The 18,414-nt window shown below is 71.8% G+C and carries 15 protein-coding genes; 8 read left to right on the top strand and 7 right to left on the bottom strand.

The window, feature by feature from the left end:
- The first annotated feature begins 203 nt into the window (after positions 1–203).
- Positions 204–440 carry a hypothetical protein gene (locus E2169_RS13620; RefSeq protein WP_132987158.1) on the top strand — a complete coding sequence of 79 codons (237 nt, stop codon included), beginning with the start codon at positions 204–206 and terminating at the stop codon, positions 438–440.
- A gap of 37 nt (positions 441–477) precedes the next feature.
- Here the strand turns inward: E2169_RS13620 and yjjJ are convergent, their stop codons facing one another.
- Together yjjJ and E2169_RS13630 are read right to left on the bottom strand one after the other, a co-directional pair.
- Positions 478–1,857 carry a type II toxin-antitoxin system HipA family toxin YjjJ gene (yjjJ, locus tag E2169_RS13625; RefSeq protein ID WP_132987159.1) on the bottom strand — a complete coding sequence of 460 codons (1,380 nt, stop codon included), beginning with the start codon at positions 1,855–1,857 and terminating at the stop codon, positions 478–480.
- Between the two features lie 154 nt (positions 1,858–2,011).
- Positions 2,012–5,737, bottom strand: coding sequence for an indolepyruvate ferredoxin oxidoreductase family protein (locus E2169_RS13630; RefSeq protein ID WP_370465154.1), 3,726 nt, complete (start codon positions 5,735–5,737; stop codon positions 2,012–2,014).
- Positions 5,738–6,057: 320 nt separating this feature from the next.
- On the opposite strand from E2169_RS13630, the gene E2169_RS13635 reads away from it, so the two are divergent.
- Positions 6,058–6,696 carry a tetratricopeptide repeat protein gene (locus E2169_RS13635; RefSeq protein ID WP_132987161.1) on the top strand — a complete coding sequence of 213 codons (639 nt, stop codon included), beginning with the start codon at positions 6,058–6,060 and terminating at the stop codon, positions 6,694–6,696.
- 58 nt (positions 6,697–6,754) lie between these two features.
- On the opposite strand, the gene E2169_RS13640 is transcribed toward E2169_RS13635, so the two are convergent.
- Positions 6,755–7,474, bottom strand: a complete 720-nt coding sequence (locus E2169_RS13640; protein WP_165942438.1) for an ankyrin repeat domain-containing protein — start codon at positions 7,472–7,474, stop codon at positions 6,755–6,757.
- A gap of 30 nt (positions 7,475–7,504) precedes the next feature.
- On the bottom strand, positions 7,505–9,043 hold the full coding sequence (locus tag E2169_RS13645) for a Tle-like phospholipase domain-containing protein (RefSeq protein ID WP_132987163.1): 1,539 nt from the start codon (positions 9,041–9,043) through the stop codon (positions 7,505–7,507).
- Positions 9,044–9,194: 151 nt separating this feature from the next.
- Between E2169_RS13645 and E2169_RS13650 the strand changes: the two genes are divergently transcribed.
- A complete protein-coding gene (locus tag E2169_RS13650) occupies positions 9,195–10,220 on the top strand; it encodes a hypothetical protein (RefSeq protein ID WP_132987164.1) in 1,026 nt (341 codons plus the stop codon).
- A 24-nt stretch (positions 10,221–10,244) separates the two neighbouring features.
- Here E2169_RS13650 and E2169_RS13655 read toward each other — a convergent pair whose 3' ends face one another.
- The 3 genes from E2169_RS13655 to E2169_RS13665 form a co-directional block, all read right to left on the bottom strand.
- Entirely contained in the window at positions 10,245–10,970 is a 726-nt protein-coding gene (locus E2169_RS13655; protein ID WP_165942439.1) for an ankyrin repeat domain-containing protein, read from the bottom strand.
- A gap of 120 nt (positions 10,971–11,090) precedes the next feature.
- Complete coding sequence (locus tag E2169_RS13660) at positions 11,091–12,752, bottom strand: Tle-like phospholipase domain-containing protein (protein WP_132987166.1); 1,662 nt, start codon at positions 12,750–12,752, stop codon at positions 11,091–11,093.
- A 96-nt stretch (positions 12,753–12,848) separates the two neighbouring features.
- On the bottom strand, positions 12,849–14,336 hold the full coding sequence (locus tag E2169_RS13665) for an AAA family ATPase (RefSeq protein ID WP_132987167.1): 1,488 nt from the start codon (positions 14,334–14,336) through the stop codon (positions 12,849–12,851).
- 108 nt (positions 14,337–14,444) lie between these two features.
- Here E2169_RS13665 and E2169_RS13670 point away from each other — a divergent pair, with 108 nt between their 5' ends.
- The 5 genes from E2169_RS13670 (at position 14,445) to E2169_RS13690 (ending at position 18,365) form a co-directional block, all read left to right on the top strand.
- Positions 14,445–15,080, top strand: coding sequence for a ParA family protein (locus E2169_RS13670; RefSeq protein ID WP_132987168.1), 636 nt, complete (start codon positions 14,445–14,447; stop codon positions 15,078–15,080).
- Between the two features lie 32 nt (positions 15,081–15,112).
- Positions 15,113–15,601: a SixA phosphatase family protein gene (locus tag E2169_RS13675; protein ID WP_132987169.1), complete on the top strand. Its 489-nt coding sequence runs from the start codon at positions 15,113–15,115 to the stop codon at positions 15,599–15,601.
- The gene (locus E2169_RS13680; RefSeq protein ID WP_165942440.1) at positions 15,598–16,167 is read left to right on the top strand and encodes a YceI family protein; all 570 of its coding nucleotides are present in this window, start codon (positions 15,598–15,600) and stop codon (positions 16,165–16,167) included. Before E2169_RS13675 ends, E2169_RS13680 begins: the two co-directional genes overlap by 4 nt.
- Positions 16,164–18,041: a phospholipase D family protein gene (locus tag E2169_RS13685; protein WP_132987171.1), complete on the top strand. Its 1,878-nt coding sequence runs from the start codon at positions 16,164–16,166 to the stop codon at positions 18,039–18,041. Before E2169_RS13680 ends, E2169_RS13685 begins: the two co-directional genes overlap by 4 nt.
- Positions 18,042–18,176: 135 nt before the next feature.
- Positions 18,177–18,365 carry a hypothetical protein gene (locus E2169_RS13690; RefSeq protein ID WP_132987172.1) on the top strand — a complete coding sequence of 63 codons (189 nt, stop codon included), beginning with the start codon at positions 18,177–18,179 and terminating at the stop codon, positions 18,363–18,365.
- Positions 18,366–18,414 lie beyond the last annotated feature (49 nt).

Below are 18,414 nucleotides of genomic sequence, written 5' to 3' on the forward strand. Positions count from 1 at the left end.
GTCACGCTGTTGCAGCAATGCATGGTCCGGCGCCACCCTGCACGCGGCCAGCATCTGCGCAGGATGCGGTCGGCGGCGGCTACCTGGCGCAGTAGCGGCCTGAAAAGCCTCGGCGCGCTTGACCTGGGTCAGCGCGCGCCTGCGGCCGCGGGCGGAGCATGGAGCCATCGGCACCCGCGGGCGCCGCACAGCAGGAGACGACGATGAAATTCCATGTCCGCGCGTCGCGGCCGCTGCCACCGCTGATGGTGGTCGAGGACGCGCTGCTCGCCTTCGACCCGGCCGCGGTGGTCGACATCGATCCGGCGCTGGGCCTGCGCGTGAGCGCGGCGATCGACGCCGCGCAGCTGGTGGCCCTGCTCAACCAGATCGGCGGCGAAGTGGAGCCGGCGGAGGTCGAGCAGCAGCCCTCGGTCTGCTGCGGCGGCTGCAGCGGCTGATTCCTTCCCCGCGCGGGCGGAGGAAGAGGTCGCGGGCTCAGGCCGCGTAGCGGGCGCCGACCCGGGTGACGGATTCGCCGGCATGGCCGGCGATGGCCCGGAAGGGCGCTGATACAGACCGCGAATCCACGACCCGCGACCAGAACGCCTGTGCGGCGTGGGCGGCTTCGCGCCATGCATCGAGCTGCTCGGGCAGCGGCGCGATGGCGCTGAACTCGCGTGCGACCACTTCGCCGCTCGTTGCGGGACGGAACATCATCGGCAGCATGTCGTAGGCGGGTGCGAGCGCCAGCGGGCGGTCATCGGCGAGGACGAGGCCGGCGTTGCCCAGGTGCATGTCGCTGTTGCCGATCAGGGCGCCGAACCAGCCGAGCACGCGCAGGCGATGTGCGTCCGCGGCGTCCAGCCAGCCGTCGCGCTGCAGTTCATCGGCGTAGCGCCACCAGTCGATGCGGGCGTGGCCGTGGAAGGCGGCGTCGATCGCGGCCAGGGACACGAAGCCGTGGCGGCCGCGCACGGGAGTGCGGTCGAAGCGCGTGGACTCCAGGAAGACGCGGCCGCCGGCTTCCAGCACGTCGGTGCGCGCGGCGGCATGGCCGTGGTCGTGCAGGACGTCGGCGGCGATGCGTTCGCAGTGCAACAGGTCGGCCCAGCGCCGGCCGGCGGGTGTGTCGCTGCGTTCGCTGAACTTGACGACCAGCGAGCGCACGCCCCCGTCCTCGCGCAGATTGGCGAGGAACTTCGGCTGTTCGCCGGCCGCCGACGACCCGGGTGCCTCGCCGCGCAGCGCGGCGTCGGCCAGCAGGGGGTAGTGCGTGGCGCGGGCTTCGGGCGCCAGCGTGCCCTCGTCGGAGAGCGCGGCCTGCAGCGCGGCCTGCAGCGCCGCTTCGCCAAGCACCAGGTCGCCGGGCTGGTCGTGGCCGTGGCGCAGCAGGGCGAGCAGCACGTCATCGCTCCGCCAGCGCAGCAGGTCGTCCGGAGCGCCGATGTCGCCGGCGATGCGATGCACGAAGGCGCGGCCCAGGAAGCCCTGGGGGCGCTGGTCGTCCAGGAACCAGGGCAGGGCGGGGAAAAGACCCGGGGCGAAATCGGCATGGACGAAGGCGGGAGCCGGCCGCGAAGCCGCGAAATGGAAGGCGTCGCCGGCCAGCGCACGGAGTTCGCCGAGGAGGGTGGGCCGTGCATCCGGGCCGATGCGGTAGAGCGGCCAGCAACGCCCCGCCCGGCCGATGTCGCGGGCCGCGGCGTAGCGGGTGCTGCGGGCGCGGCCGATGCGCACCACCCGGTCGCCGGCGCTGGCCAGCAGGCGCGAGACGGTCGGCTGACTGATCCCGAGCTGCCGCCCGATGTCCCGGGCCGGCAGCGGACCATCACGTCGCAGCAGGGCCAGCGCCTGTGTCAGCCGGGAGTCGTCCATGGATCCATATTGAATAGATCAGTGAATACATAGTCAAGACATCAAATAGTGCTATTATTGGATGCTGATCCAGTTCTGCGCCTGTCAATGAATTTATCTTGAATAGATACTTCGAGCCTTCGCGCCTTTCCGCCTTCGCGAGAGATTGCTCCCCTCAGGCCGCCTGCACGATCCGCAGCGGATTCGCCCACTCGCGCAGCAGGTCCGCCTCGCGCGCCTTCGCCTTCGCCAGGTGGGCCTCCTTGACGTGGCCGAAGCCGCGGATGTGCTCCGGGATCGAGGCGATCTCGGCGGCCAGGACGACGTTGCCGGCGTCCAATGCGTCCAGCAGCCCGCCGACGGTGCGTTCGTACTCGTCGATCAGCCGCCGCTCCGTGCGCCGCTCCTGCGTATAGCCGAACACGTCCAGCGGTCCGCCGCGCAGGCCCTTGAGCCTGGCCAGCAGCTTGAACGCGCTGAACACCCAGGGGCCGAAGGACTTCTTCTGCAGCCGCCCCTCGGCGTCGCGCTTCGCCAGCAGCGGCGGTGCAAGGTGGAACTCGAGGCGATAGTCGCCCTCGAACTGCTGCTTCAGGCGGCGCTCGAACTCGCCGCTGGTGTACAGCCGCGCCACTTCGTACTCGTCCTTGTAGGCCATGAGCTTGAAGAAGTAGCGGGCCACGGCTTCGCTGAGGTCGCTCGCGCCCGGCGCCCGCGCCTCTTCGGCCGCGCGCACGCGGGCGACGAAGTCGGTGTAGCGGCGGGCGTACTTCGCGTCCTGGTAGTCGGTGAGGAAGGCGCCGCGGCGGGCGACCAGTTCGTCCAGGCTGCGCGAGAGGCGGGCGTCGTCCAGCGGCAGGAACGCGAGGGTGTCGCGCGGCTGGCCCCCATCCGCCCTTGGGGCGCCTTCGGGAAGAGAGGTCGCGGCCGATGCGGGCAGGTGGCGCAGCTCATCCTCGCGGCGCTGCGGCTTGGGCGCGCTGGTGGCGCCCCATTCGTTGCCTTCCCAGTCGCCCGGGGGCAGGGCGTCGAGCAGGGTCGGCGTGTCCTCGGCGGCGGTGCGGGCGTTGCGCACCAGGCCGGCGGCTTCGCGCACCGCTTCGATGTCGACCGCGGCCAGGCGGCCCCAGGCGAAGGCGGTCTTGTTCATCTCGATCGCGGCGCCGTTGAGCTCCACCGCGCGCAGCAGCGCGTCCTGCGACAGCGGCACCAGGCCGCGCTGCCAGGCGTAGCCGAGGATGAACAGGTTGGCGGCGATGGCGTCGCCCAGCAGCGCGGTGGCGAGCTGGGTGGCGTCGACCACGTGCAGCGCCTGCGCTGCGAACGCCGCCCCGGCCTCGCCGTCGTCGCCGCCCAGCGCCTTGCGCACGGCGCTGACGATGTCGGTCGCGGGGAACTGCATGTCCGGCCGCGTGGTGAAGGTGCCCGGCATCGCCTCGTAGCTGTTGATCACGACCTGCGAGCGGCCGGCGCGCAGCTTGGACAGCGCCCAGTAGTCGTTGACCACCACCATGTCGCAGCCCAGCACCAGGTCGGCCTCGCCGGCGGCGATGCGCACGGCGTGGATGTCGGACGGCGCGGCTGCGATGCGGATGTGGGTGGTGACCGCGCCGCCCTTCTGCGCCAGGCCGGTCTGGTCGAGCACGCTGGCACCACGGCCCTCCAGGTGGCCGGCCATGCCGAGCAGGGCACCGATGGTGACCACGCCGGTGCCGCCGACGCCGGTGATGAGGATGTTCCAGGGCCGCGAGAGGTCGCTTGCGAACACCGGGTCCGGCAGGTCGGCCAGGCGCGACAGGCCGGTCGCGGCCTGGCCCTTGCGCGGCTTGCCGCCGTGCACGGTGACGAAGCTGGGGCAGAAGCCTTCGACGCAGCTGAAGTCCTTGTTGCAGGCCGACTGGTCGATCTCGCGCTTGCGCCCGAACTCGGTCTCCTTCGGCAGCACCGAAACGCAGAACGACTTCACGCCGCAGTCGCCGCAGCCTTCGCAGACCAGCGAGTTGATCGCGACGCGCTTGGCGGGATCGGGCAGCTTGCCGCGCTTGCGGCGGCGGCGCTTCTCGGTGGCGCAGGTCTGGTCGTAGATGAGGATGCTGGTGCCCTTGACCTCGCGCAGGCGCTTCTGCACGGCGTCGAGCTCGCGGCGGTCATGGAACGTCACGCCGGCCGGGAAGATCGAACGGTCGCTCCACTTTTCGATCTCGTCGGAGACCAGCGCGATCTCCTGCACGCCCTCGCTGCGCACCTGGTGCGTGATCTGCGGCACCGACAGCGTGCCGTCCACCGGCTGGCCGCCGGTCATCGCCACCGCGTCGTTGTAGAGGATCTTGTAGGTGATGTTGACGCCGGTGGCGACCGACTGGCGGATGGCCAGCGTGCCGGAGTGGAAGTAGGTGCCGTCGCCGAGGTTCTGGAACACGTGCGGGGTGTCGGTGAACGGTGCCTGCCCCGACCAGGTCACGCCCTCGCCGCCCATGTGGGTGAAGGTGTCGGTGCTGCGGTCCATCCACGTCACCATGTAGTGGCAGCCGATGCCGGCCATGGCGCGCGAGCCCTCGGGCACCTTCGTGGACGTGTTGTGCGGGCAGCCGGCGCAGTAGTGCGGCACGCGCGGGAACTGCGCGCGCGGCAGCGCCAGTGCGCCTTCCTTCTCTTCCATCCAGCGCAGCACGTCGCGCATGTGCCGGGAATCATGGAAGCGCTGGATGCGGCGCGCGATCACGCCGGCGATGGTCGCGGGCGTCAGCTCGCCGGTGGAGGGCAGGATCCACTCTCCGGACTCGTCGTACTTGCCGACGATCGACGGCCGGCGGCCGCCGGCCAGCCCGAAGTCGAAGTTGTAGAACAGCTCCTTCATCTGGCTCTCGATGAAGGACAGCTTCTCCTCCACCACCAGGATGTCTTCCAGTCCGCGCGCGAAGGCGCGGATGCCGACCGGCTCCAGCGGCCAGGTCATGCCGACCTTGTAGACGCGGATGCCGAGCTCCGCGCAGGCGGCGGCGTCCAGGCCCAGGTATTCCAGCGCCTGCAGCACGTCGAGGTAGCTCTTGCCGGTGGTGACGATGCCCAGCCGCGCCTTGGGCGAATCCACCACCACGCGGTCGATGCGGTTGGCGCGGGCAAACGCCTGCGCGGCCTTGACCGCATAGCGGTGCAGGCGCATCTCCTGGTCCATCGGCGGATCCGGCCAGCGGATGTTGAGTCCGCCCGGCGGCATGTCGAAGTCCTCGGGCGTCACGATCCCGATCGCGAACGGATCCACGTCCACCGACGCCGACGACTCCACCGTCTCGGCGATCGTCTTGAAGCCCACCCAGCGGCCGGTGTAACGGCTCATCGCCCAGCCCAGCAGGCCCATGTCGAGGATGTCCTGCACGCCGGCCGGGTTGAGGATCGGCATCAGCGCGCTGGTGAACTCGCCCTCGCTGCCGTGCGGCAGGGTCGAACTGCGGCAGGCGTGGTCGTCCGCGGCCAGCGCCAGCACGCCGCCGTGGTGGTGGGTGCCGGCGGCGTTGGCGTGCTTGAACACGTCGCCGGAGCGATCCAGGCCCGGCCCCTTGCCGTACCACATGCCGAATACGCCATCGACCTTGGCCCCGGGGAACAGGTTGGTCTGCTGCGTGCCCCAGACCATGGTCGCCCCCAGGTCCTCGTTGAGACCCGGCTGGAAGCGCACGGCGGAGGCTTCAAGGTGCTTGCGCGCCCGCCAAAGCTCCAGGTCGAAGCCGCCCAGCGGGCTGCCGCGGTAGCCGGAGACGAAGCCGGCGGTGTCCAGGCCCGCGGCCTGGTCGCGCAGGCGCTGCATCATCGGCAGGCGCACCAGGGCCTGCACGCCGCTGAGGTAGATGCGGCCCTGCGTGCGGGTGTATTTGTCCTCGAGCGTGTAGTCCGCATCGGTCACGCCACGGGTCAGGCCGGTGCTGGCGGAGGCGGGCGAGGACAGTTCGGCGGTGCTGGTCATGGCGGGACCCTGTGGCAGGCGGGACGCTGGCGGAGGGCGCGTCCGGGAGTCCCGCGCGCGAGGAGCGCGGGGGCCGGGAGCGGGGATGCGAAAAGCGGCGCGGATTCTAGCAAGCGGCCATGATGTCGTGATTCCCGGCCCGGCGCGGCCCGGTGGCGGGGACGGTGCTGCGCATGGTGTCCGGGCCGGGGCTGAATCCACGGCGCGCACCCGTTACTATGCCCGCGGGGTACAGGGGCCCCGCCACCAGCAGTCATGCCATGAAACGCCATCTCGCGCGCCGCCTTGGCGCGGCCCTTCTCGTCCTGCTCCCGTTCGCCGTGTGCGCCCAGGAGATTCCCAGGCCGAAGGAGTTCTATTTCGAAGTCGACAGCGCGGTGACGCGGTCGTTCGAGCTGTTTCCGGGCAGTGACGATGCCACTGTCGAGCGCCTGCTCAGGGCCCGCGACCGCGACCGCCGGGGCGAAGGCGCGCTGGCGTCGGCGCAGCTGGCGCGCATCGCCTATGCCTCGGGTCGCGCCGAGACCGGCGCCGCGCTCTATTCGGAGGCCCGGTCGGGCGCGGAGAGCGCGCGCATGCGTGATGGCTTGCACTGGAACCAGGGCTGGGACCTGTATCGCAGCGGCGATTTCGCCGGCGCGCTCGAGCAGTGGCGCATCGCCGGCGCCGAGCGCCTGAAGGGCCCGTCATGGCTGCCGCCGACGCTCGCGCTGGGGCTGTGGCAGCTCGACCGCAAGGACGAAGCCGTGCGCTGGTACGCCGCGGCCGTGCGCACCGAGCCACGGCAGTGGCAGGCGCCGGACCTTGCGCAGCTGCTGCCCGACTGGACCGCCGCCGACCGCGCGGTGCTGGCCGAAGTGGTCGCGGCCTGGCAGGCCGATCCGCCGGCCTGGCCCTGAGCACGATCGTCTGATGGTCGCCTGACGCATGCGCGGTGCCCTGCGGGACCGCGGCTGATTACTCGCCGACGCCCGCCTCCAGCGGGACGTCGTGCGCGCGCAGCCACGCGATCACCGCCTCGCGCTCTTCGCGCGCACGCGCGTTGAGCAAGGCTTCGTCAAGCTGGAAGTAGTAGGGCTGGAAGCTGTCGCCGGCCGAGTTGGTGGCGTGCGCCGGCGCGCCGCCTTCCAGCAGCACCAACACGATCGCTCCGGCGTTGATCGAACCCGCCGCGTGCAGGGGCGTGCCGCCGTTGTTGTCCGCGGCACCGGGGTCCGCGCCGGCGTCGAGCAGCATCCGCACCTGCGCTTCGCCGCGGCCGAGGATGGCGCGCGCCAGCGGGGTTTCACCGGTCACGCTGTTGCGCAGGTCGGGGTTGCCGCCGCGGTCGAGCAGGATGCGCAGGATCTCCGGGTCGTCGCCGAACGCCGCGGCGTGCACCGCGCTGCCGCCGCCCGGCGGCTGCCGGTCGGGATCGGCGCCGGCGTCGAGCAGCGCATCGACCGCTGTCGCCTGTCCGGCGGCCACGGCCAGCTGCAGCAGGCTGGTGCCGTCCGCGCCGGGCGTGTCCGGGTGGACGCCGGCCAGGCCGGCGCGCAGCGCCTCGGCGTCGCCGCGCAGGGCGGCGTCGGCAAGCGGTGCAAGCTGGGGCTCGGAGAAGGCGTGGTCCATGGTCGGCGGTCGGCTGCAGGCGGTCGCGCTGGCCGCAAGGAGAAGGATCAGGGCACTGGTGCGCATGCCCATGGATGGTGCCACAGCGGCGCGCGGTCAGCCGCGGAACCAGTTGTACAGGGCCTGGGCCCCATCGCCGATCAGGTCGATGCCGCCCTCGACCACGTTGCCGCCGAAGTCGATCACGGCTTCGACCGCTTTGCCGCCGCCGGACACCACGTTCACGGCGATGTCGCTGACGGGTCCGTCGAAGCGGTCGTCGATGCGGTCGGCCAGTGCGTCGGCACCGTGGCGCACGGTGTCGCCGGTGGAGTTGAACGCGCCTTCGACGATGTCACCGGCGATGCTGAAGCCGCCCTCGATGTGGTTGCCATTGGCGAAGTCGGTTTCCACCACCTCGATGATGTCGCTCGCGAGGTCATGCGTGTTGCGCGCGAAATCGTCCTGCAGCGCGTCCGGCACCAGGTCGGTGAGGGCGCGGCCGGTATCGGTCGGGTTCCGGTAGCCCGGCTGCCACGGCTGCTGCTGGATCATGGCCTCGGTGAGCAGCTCCGGGCTGTGGCTGACCGCGCCGCGCACCAGGCTGGCGACATCGCCCAGCACCGGGACGTTGAGCCGGTCCAGCACCTCGAGGCCGGTACCCAGGCCGATGGCGACCGGCGTCGGCAGCCCGGTTTCCAGGGCCAGGCCGCGCGGCACCAGGGTCAGGTCCTGCGCGCCCTCGGGCTTGACCACGATCTGCGTGCCCAGCGCGTCGGGCGCGGCGAGCGCGAACGGGCTGGACTCCTGGAACTGCGTCACCAGGTCCTCGTGCATGGAGTAGCGGCGGATCAGGCCGCCCTCGGCCATGTCGCGCGCGGCCTGCGGGTCGATGCCCATGCGGTCGAGCGTGTTGGGATGGATGCCGGACGCGTCGAAGGTCACCGCCGGCACGCCCGAGGCCAGCGAGGCCACGGAGGCCAGTCCGCCGCCCTGCGAATGGCCGGTGATGGCGAGGTTGGTGGCGTTGCCGCTTTCGTCCACGGTGCCGAAGCGGCGCTCGAACTCGACCGCGGTCTGCGTCGCGAGACCGCTGAACTTGTCGACCTGGTCGCTGGTGGTGAAGCCCGCGCCCTGGCGGAAGTTGTTCATCCAGTCCGCGCCGCTGCCGTCGGTGCCGCGGTAGGCGAGCACGAAGTTGCCGTCGCAGTCCTTGTAGATTTCGGCCTTGAAGTGCTGGGCCAGCAACTGGTCGCCGCCGTCGAGGTATTGCGCGCGCCATGCGGCGGGGTCGTCGATGCCGCGCGCGGCGAGGTCGGCGTCGGTGACCTCGGACCAGCCGGCCGGCGGCGCGCCGCGGGTGCCATAGACGACGGTGGCGAGCTGCGACAGCACGACGTCGAATTCCTGCGCCTGCTGGCCACCGGCGACCGCGGAGAGTTCGCCCGGGCCGACGCCGTCGGGCGCGCACTGCGGTGCGGCCGGCGCGCTGGGCGCAAGCGCCGACAGCTGCGGGTGGTAGCTCGGCTCGTGGCGGCCCTGCAGCGGCTGCAGCGCCGGGGCGTTGGCCGCCTGTGCCGCCGGCGGCGGCGCGGACTGCAGGCTGCGCAGGTGGATGCTGGAGGCCGAATCGTTGTCCAGGCGTGCATGCAGCATGGCGACGTTCCTGCGGGGTCTGCCGCCAGTGGACCGTCGCCGGGCGGCGCCTTCAAGCGGGGGCGCACCCTAGGTCGCAGCCCTGGCGTGGCATCGCCGACACGTCGGCACGGATATGCTGCGGGCGGTCGATCACGCAATGGAGCCGCGCATGCGCATCCGATTCCTGCTGCCCTTCCTGCTGCTGTCCGCGTTGGCCGTGCCCGCGCTTGCGCAGATGCAACAGCCGCCCGAAGCCAGCGAGGAAGAGCTGCAGCGTGCGCAGCAGCGCGCCGAGGCCTGGCAGGCCTATGGCCTGCGCGTGGCGGAGGCGCTGGGGCGCTCGGACGGTGCGCGCGACCTGGCCCTGGCAGCGGTGCTGGAGGCAACGGCCCGCCCGCATGAAGGCGCCACCGCGCTTGCGGCCGACGCCGCGCGCTGGCGTGCCGAAGCGGCCACGAAGGGCGCCGGCGACACCATCACCCTGCAGCTCCTGGTTGCAGCGGGCATGGTCGGTGACGACCAGGCCGCGGCCGTCGCCGCCGCGCGCCGATGGCAGGTGCTGGAGCCGGGCAACCTGGCCCCGGTGATGTTCCAGGGCCTGGACGCCGGGGCCGTGCTTGCGGCCGCGGCGCAGTCCGGCCGCAACACCCCCGATCCGTATCCGTTGCAGCGCTGGGCCGCCGCTGCGCTGCGCCGGCATCCACCGACCGCGGCGGAGTGGGCGACCCTGGGCGAGGGGCCGCGGCCTTCGGACGAGATCCATGCCGCGGGTTGGGCCGCGTCGCTTCAGGCCATCCTGCTGCCCGACTACCGTGACGTGCTCGGCGCCTGCAGCGGCCGCCAGCTGGCCACGGCCGGTCGCGCAGCGGCCTGCGGGCCCATGGCGGAACTGCTGCTGGCGCGGCCGCAAACCGTGCTCGACGAACGCATCGGCCTGTCGATGGCGCGCGAGCAGGCACGCAGCGCGACCGAGGCCGCGGCCCTGGACGCGCGTCGCCGCGGGGTGGACTGGCGCCAGGAACAACTGGGCGAGCTGGCCATGCGCGAAGAGGGTGACGATGCGGCGTTCGCGCGCCTGCTGGCCGATCCCTCGATCGACACCGAGGACGAACTGGGGCGGCGCGTGCTGTCCGCGGCCGGCGTGGCGACGGAGCCGCCGGCCGGCTGGCAGGCGCCCTGGCAGCGCCGGCGCTGAGAACGCGTTGGGACGTGCGCGGCCTCAGCCGCGCGGCTGCACCGCGATGCCCTTGGCCTGCAGCCAGGCGTCGATCTTTTCCAGGTGGCGGCGGGTGGCGGCGTTGAGCAGCTTGGGGTCGCCGCGGTACAGATAGTCCTGGAAGGTCGCGCCGGTGCGATCGGTGGCGCGCGGGTCGGCGCCGCCTTCCAGGAAGCGCAGCACCGCGGCGGAATCCTTCACCAGCGCCGCCTGGTGCAGCGGCGTGGTGCCGTTGCGGTCGGCCACGTCCAGGCGCGCGCCCGCGCGCAGCAGCACGTCGATGTTGTCCTCGCTGTCGGCGCGCAGCGCGTCGTACAGCGGCGTCGCGCCGGTCACGGTGTTCGGCGTATCGGGCGACATGCCGTGTTCGAGCAGCGCGTCCAGCCAGCCCTCGCTCTTGCCCATGGCGGCCAGGTGCAGCGCGGTGCGGCCGTCGCGGTTGCCCTGCGCGGGGTCGGCGCCGAGCGCCAGCAGCAGCCGGAAGGCGTCGCGGTCGCCCCGCTTCATCGCCCATTGCAGCAGCGGCTGGCCCTGCTCGTCGAGGGCGTTGGGGTTGGCGCCGGCGGCAATCAGCTCGCGTGCGAGCGTTTCGTCGCCGCCCGTGACGGCGGCGGCGAGCTGCGCGTTGCCGGGGTTTTCGAAGGCCTGGCCTGGAGTCACATCTGTCCCTTGCCGGGCACAGCCGGCGGTGGAGGCGAGCATCAGCGACGCGGCCAGGAGCGCGCGCACGCAATGCCGCGCCGTCCAGGAAGGCGGCGCGGCGGGTGTGCGTGCGGGGGCGGCGTCGGGCATGGCGACCAAGGTACTACGCCGGGGCTTCAGCCTGCGTGCGGATCAGGCGCGCCGGGATCAGAACCAGTTCCGGGGGTTCAGCGTCTTGCCCAGCCACTGCACGCCGTCGGTCGTGGCCTGGCCCACGTCGCCCACGAAGTCGGCCACGACCTCGACGCCGTCGCCGACCACGTCGGTCACGGTGTCGATGGCGCCACCGACGGCATCGGCCACGTCGCTCACCACCTGGCCGCCGCCTTCGACGAAGCCGGCCACGGCATCGAGCGGTGCGTCGAGGCCGGTGGCATCGCCGATGTCACGCAGCAGGCCGCCGCCGGCGTTGGCCAGGTTCTGGGTGGTGTCGCCGACCAGGCCGAGGGCGCCGTCGGCGATGTCGCCGACGCTGTCGATGCCGAAGTCGAGCACGTCGCCAATCACCTGGGCGACGCCGTCGACGTTGTCGCCCTGGGCGAATTCGCTGCCGGCCTGGCCGAAGCCGTCAACCATCTCGGAGCCGTTGCTCCAGAGGTCGCCAACCACGTCCTGGCCCTGGCGGATCACGCTGCCGAGCTGGTTGAGGTTGTATTCGCCCAGGCGCTCGAGGCCGTCGCGGCCGACGTTGCCGACCACGCTGATGGTCTCGCCGAGCACGTCGCCGCCGACGTCAAGCAGCTGGTCCGTGGCCCAGCCGAGGCCGGGACGGCCGCCGGCGGTGAGCAGGTCGCCGGCAAGGTCGCCGATGCGGTCGAGGCCGTTGTTGACGGCGTCCCCGAACTGCTCGGGACCGGTCGGGCGCGTGGACGGATCGTATGCGGTGTTCTGGCGCAGGGCGTCGACGTAGGACGCGCCGTCGCCGCCGCCGCCGTGCAGGGCCTTCAGGTCGCCCAGGCCACCCATGCCCGCCGGCGGGTCGATGCGCAGCTCATGGCCGACAGCGTTGGGCGGCGACATGCCCAGGAACGGAATGATCGGCAGGTCCTGCTGCGCGGCGTTGAGCGGATCGCCGTTGACGATGTAGCGGCGCAGCTGGCCGCTGTCGGCGGCGTCCTCGCGCACGGCGTTGGGGTTGAAGCCCAGCGACTCGAGCGTCTGGTCGCTGAGGCCCGATGCGTTGAAGGTCACGCCGGGGACACCCGTGGACAGCGACGCGGCCGAGGCCAGGCCACCACCCAGCGAATGCCCGGTGAAGGCCACGTTGCCATTGCCGAAGGCGCGGTGCGCAGCCTCGGCCAGCGCGACGGCGTCCCTGTACTGGCCGCTCTCGAAGCCCAGGCCCTGCAGCACGTTGTCGTCGGCGTCGCCGGACGGCGCCAGGCCCCAGTCGTCGGTGCCGCGGTAGGCGACCACGTACTGGCCCTGGTCGTTCTGGTAGATGGCGGCGTCGAAGCCCTCGGAGGTGCTGAGCAGCGCCGGGTCGATCGGAATCTCGTTGCCCTGCGCGTCGACCAGCGAGCTGCCATCGGCGCTGGGCTCCAGCTGCGTCCAGCCCGCTTCGGCCAGCGCCTGCTCGGTCTGCGGGTTGTCGGCGGCGTAGACATCGTTGGCCATCATCGCCAGCTGCAGGTCCAGGTCGGGCTGCGGCTGGGTGCCCGACACCTGGCTGGCGAAGCTGCCGTCGCCCTGCGGATAGTGGTTGGCGACCTGCTGCAGCTGCGGCGGCGGCTGCAAAGCGACCGCGAAGCGATTGTCGAGCCGCAGCTGGTCGGCGGTGGACAGCTGGTTGGCGATGTGGAGGCTCATGGCCGGCTCCCGGAAACGATGCCATGAGCCTAGCCAGCGCGGGCGCGGCCGCCAGCTGGGAGTGACCCTAGTCCCGGGGTTGTGCCCGGTCCGGCTTCAGTCCGCGGGCACCGTTCTTCCCGATGCCCATCCCCGCAGGGCCTCGACCTGCTCGGCCATCACCACCGACAGCGGCCGCGTGCGCTTGAGCTCGGCGCGCAGCCCGAAGTCGTTGAGCGGGGTGCCGGCAGCGTGCGCGGAGTAGAGGCCCGAAACGATCGCCTGCTCGATCTCGGCGCCGGAGAAACCGTCGGCGGCCGCGGCCAGGCCATCGAGGTCGAAGGCCGCCGGGTCCAGTTCGCGCTTGCCCAGGTGCAGCGTGAACAGCTCGCGGCGGGTGTCGGCGCCCGGCAGGTCGACGAAGAAGATCTCGTCGAAGCGGCCCTTGCGCAGCAGTTCGGCGGGCAGGTCGTGCACCTGGTTGGCGGTGGCCACCAGGAACACGTGTGACCTGCGCTCGGCCATCCAGGTCAGCAGGTAGCCGAGCACGCGCCGCGAGACGCCGCCGTCGCCGTCGCCCGTGGACGAGGCCAGGCCCTTCTCGATCTCGTCGATCCAGAGCACGCAGGGCGCCAGCTGCTCGGTGGATTCGAGCGCGGCGCGCAGGTTCTTCTCGGTCTCGCCGTGGAACTTGTCGTACAGCGTGCCGAAGTCCAGCCGCACCAGCGGCACGTCGAAGCCGCCGGCGATCGACTTCGCCAGCAGCGACTTGCCGCAGCCCTGCACCCCCAGCAGCAGCACGCCCTTGGGCGGATCCAGCCCGGGCGGTGCGCTGCCCGAGGTGAACACCGCGCGCCGCTGTTCGATCCAGCGCTTGAGCGCGCGCGCACCGGCGACGTCGGCGAAGCCGGCGGTGTCGTATTCGTAGTGCAGGTGGCCGCTGCGGTTGAGCAGCTCGAACTTGAGCTTCGCCAGCCGGGGCAGGTCGTCGTGGCCGAGCGCGCCGTCGTTGAAGATCAGCTGGCGGGCGATGCGGCCGGCGTCGCCCAGCGACAGGCCCTGCAGGTTGCGCACGATCAGCTGCACGGCCTCGGCGTCGGCCTCGACGCGGCGGCCACCGTGTTCGACCTGGTAGCGCTCGGCCTCCTCGCGCACCAGTTTGAGCAGCGCGCGCGGGTCGGGCAGGCGGGTGCGGAAGCGCACCGCCCTGGCCTCGAGTTCGCCCGGCAGCTCCACCTTGTGCCCCACCAGCACCAGCACGTGCGGCAGGCAGCCGCGGCGCTGGATGAGGTCGCGCAGCATGCGCTGGGTGCCGGCGTAGCCGAGGTAGGGGTGGAAGTCGAGCAGCAGGTAGACGCCGCGCTGCCCGGCGGCGTGGATCGCGCGCAGGGTGCTGGTGGCGTCGGGCGCGTCTTCGGCCGGATCCTCGCCATCGAGGTCCAGGCGGCGCAGGCCCTCGGTGATGGTCCAGCGGTACAGCGCGCGCCAGACGTGCAGCAGGGACTGCCGGAACAGTTCGACCACCCGCGGCTCGTCGGGAGTCTCGATGACGATCAGTGGGGTGTCGGCGCGGATCAGCGCGGCCAGGTCCTGCAGGTCACTCATCTGTCACACGCGGTGGGTGTCGGGGACGGAGGCATTCTATGTGCGCGAACCTGCGCCGGGCGGTGTACCCTCGACTGCCGTACGTTGCCGAACGTGACCGGAGGGCGCATGAAGACAGTGCTGGTGGCCAGTTCCAAGGGCGGTGCGGGCAAGACCACGATCGCGACCCATCTCGCCGCGCAGGCGGCGGTCGAGGGGCTGCACACGGCGATCATCGACGCCGATCCGCAGCAGTCCTCCACGCGCTGGGCGGAGCGCCGTGCCGGGCTGGACGCCGCGGTGCTGCCGATCGCCGGAGCCAGCCGCGCGAAGACGGCGTGGAAATCGCTGCCCGAGGATACCCAGCGCGTGGTGATCGATGCCCCGGCCGGAGCGATGGCGACGAACCTCGAACATTGGCTCGAACACGCCGACGCGGTGGTGGTGCCGGTACAGCCTTCGGCGCTGGACCTCGACGCCACGGTGCCCTTCCTCAACACCCTGGCGCAGCATCCCCGCGTCCGCCGCGGCGACCTGCGCGTGGGCCTGGTGGCCAACCGCATGAAGCCCTGGACCAACGCCTCGCAGGCGACGCTCGAGCTGCTTGCGCAGTGGCCCTACCCGGTGGTGGCCTCGCTGCGCGACAGCCAGGCCTACATCCTGTTGACGGGCCTGGGCCGCAGCCTGTTCGATTACCGTTCGGTCCAGGTGCGCAAGCACCAGGAAGACTGGGCGCCGCTGCTGAAGTGGCTGCGCAAGGCCTGAGCCGCCCGCGGGCCGGCATGGAGGATTGAGCGATGGAGAACGACACCCGGGACATCCTGCTGCTGCGCCATGCCCACGCCGAGGCGGCGGGCCCCGGGCAGGCCGACCTCGACCGCCCGCTGTCGCCGGAAGGCCAGGCCGAGGCCGAGGCCGCCGGGCGCTGGCTCCTGGAACAGCACTTGCTGCCCGACCAGGTGCTGTATTCGCCGTCGCGTCGCACCCGCGAAACGCTGGAAGCGGTGCTCGGCGTGATCGGCTATGTCGACCAGCGCCTGGAGCCGGCGATCTATGACGCCACCGCGGGCACCCTGGCGGCGCTGGCCGACCAGCACCGCGATGTGGGCCGGCTGATGCTGGTCGGCCACAACCCCGGACTGGAACGCCTGGCCGCGCTGCTGCACAGCGGCCAGTCGGGCGAGTACCGGGGCATGCCGCCGGGCGCAGTCGCCTTGCTGAGGCTGCCGGTGGGCGCCGAGGTCGAACCCGGCGCGGCCATGCTCGTCGACTTCTGGTGGCCGTGAGTCGTGCCGGCCTGCACCCCTGCGTGCTCCTGGTCGTCGCCCTGCTGCTGGTGGCGGCCCCTGTCCGCGCGGCCGAGATCGACCCCCTGCAATCGGAGGTCGGGTTCAGCCTGGTTACCCGCTGGGGCGAGGTGGTCGACGGCCGCTTCCCGGTGTTCAATGGCCACCTGAGCGATCTCGGCGACGGCCGCCAGCAGGTGCGGCTGTCGCTGTCCGCCGCCGACGTGGAGATCCTCGGCAGCCTGCGCCACACGCACCTCACGCGCGGCAGGGGGTTTTTCGAGGCCGATCGCTATCCCACGATCACCTTCGTGTCCGATCCGTTCTTCCCGGCCCTGCTGGTCGAGGGTGGCGCGCTGCCGGGCGTGCTCAACATCCGGGACGTGCAGCGGCGGGAGGTGTTCACGACGCTGCCCTCGGCCTGCGGGCGGCCGGCCGTGGACTGCCCGGTGCTGGCGGCGGGCATCATCGACCGCGGCGACTACGGCATGACCCGGTGGAGCTTCGCGATCGGCCGCAAGGTCCGCTTCCAGCTGCGCATCCGCGCCGGCGGGGAGGCGCAATGAAGATGCTGGCGCGGCTGCTGGCGCTGGCCTGGGCGCTGGCTGCGGGAGGCTGTGCGCTGACCCCCGAGCAGGGCGCGGCGGCGACGCGGGTCGCCGGACAGGCGCGGTCGGTGCTGGTGGACTGCGTCCGCGAGGACGCCTGCGCCACGCCCTCGGCACTGCGCGCGCTGGGCGTCGATGCGCTGGCGGCCAGCGCCCCGGACGCGCCGCGCCACCATGCCCTGATCCTCGACTATGGCCAGGACGCACTGCTGGCGCGCTTGAGCATGCTGCGGTCGGCGCAGCGCAGCGTGGACGTGCAGACCTACATCTTCGACGAGGACGACGCCGGCCACATGGTCCTGGACGAGCTGCTGGCGGCGGCGCGGCGCGGCGTGAAGGTGCGGGTGCTGGTCGACCAGCTCTCGGCGCTGCGCGAGGTCGAGACCCTGGCGGCGCTGGCAGGCGCCCATGTCAACTTCGAGATGCGCATCTACAACCCGCTGCTCGGGCGCGCGCACATCAACTATCCGCAGTACGTGCTGGCTGCGGCCTGCTGCTGGCGGCGGCTCAACCAGCGCATGCACAACAAGCTGCTGCTGGTCGACGGCGTGGCCGGGATCACCGGTGGGCGCAACTACCAGAACAGCTATTACGACTGGGATCCGGAGTACAACTTCCGCGATCGCGATCTGTACGTTGCCGGTCCGGTGGTCGCGGAGATGGCCGCCAGCTTCGACCTGTACTGGGACGCGCGCCTCACCCGCCGCCTGCCGGTGCTCGCCGACGTCGGCCGCCTGCTGCTGCGCGGGGGCGTGCCGGCGCTGCCGCACGAACCCTTCGTGCTGCCCGGGCGGGTCGAACGGATCTCGCGCGACGCCGACGACGCCATGCTGGTCGGCGCGCTCGCGGCCCAGGCGCTGCCGGTGGGCGAGGTGGACTTCATCTCCGACCTGCCGGAGAAGCACCGCGCCGGGCACGAGGGCGTGGCGCCGTCCACGCGCGGCCTGCTCGGGCTGATCGAGGGGGCGCAGGAGGAAATCCTGCTGCAGACGCCGTACCTGGTGCTGTCGCCCGTGGCGCAGGACCTGTTCCGCGAACTGCAGGAACGCGAGGATCCGCCGCGGGTGCTGGTGTCGACCAACAGCCTGGCGGCCACCGATGCCTTCATCACCTATGCGCTGTCGTACAAGTACAAGCGCCGCCACCTGCGCGAGTTCGGCTTCGAGATCCACGAGTTCAAGCCCTTCCCGCAGGATGCGCCGATCGACGTCGAGGCCACCGGCACGGTGGAGCCGGGCGATGCCGTCGCGGCGCAGGCCGACGCCGGCCGGTCCCGGTCGCGGCCGCTGGAGCGCGAGTATTCGGCGCTGCGCTGGTCGGGCTTCTCCGCGCACGAGCGCGTGCCCCTGCACCGCGGCGGCGTGCGCTTCGGCCTGCACGGCAAGTCGCTGGTGGTGGACGAGCGCATCGGCGTGGTCGGCACCCACAACTTCGATCCGCGCGGCGACAACTACAACACCGAGAGCGCGGTGGTGATCGAGGACGCCGCGTTCGCGCAGGCGCTCGCGGCCAGCATCCGCCGCGACATGGCGCCGGCCAACGCCTGGACCATCGCCCGGCGTGACCGCCCGGTGGTGTTCTCGGGCCTGGACTACTCGCTGGGCAAGGTGTCGGAGTCGCTGCCGGTGTTCGACCTGTGGCCGACGCGCTATGCCACCAGCTATGAATTCCGCCCGGGCCCCGGCTGCACCGAGCCGCCGCCCATCCATCACCCGCATTTCCGTGCGTGCCACGATCCGGTGGGCGATTTCCCCGAGGTCCGCATGGGCCTCCGCAGTCTGCTGACGCGCATCTTCACCGCCTTCGGCGCCGGGCTGGCCCCGATCCTCTGAGCGTTCCCCCAGATGACCGTTCGTCGGCGAATCGGCCGAAACGGGCGAGTGTGACGTTTGACCTATTGCAGTAGGCGAGTGGTGTAGTAGTCTACCAACACACCGAGTCACACCCCCCAGCAAAAGGACACCGTCATGTACCGCAACCACTCCAACGCCCTGGTCTCCGCCCCCGTCTCCAACGCCGCCAGCCGCAATGCGCCGCGCCCCTCGCGCTATCCCTCGCGTGATTTCGGCACCGGCTACGGCCGCAGCAGCGGCTACGCCGCCGCCCGCAGCTACGCCCCGGGCAGCCAGCCGGTCGCACGCTTCCGCCTGGTCTGATTCCGTTTGACCCCGGGGGGAACCGATCCTAGGCTGGCGCGCCCCCGCC

This window comes from Luteimonas terricola (genome assembly GCF_004352845.1).
GTDB classification, from domain to species: Bacteria; Pseudomonadota; Gammaproteobacteria; order Xanthomonadales; family Xanthomonadaceae; genus Luteimonas; species Luteimonas terricola.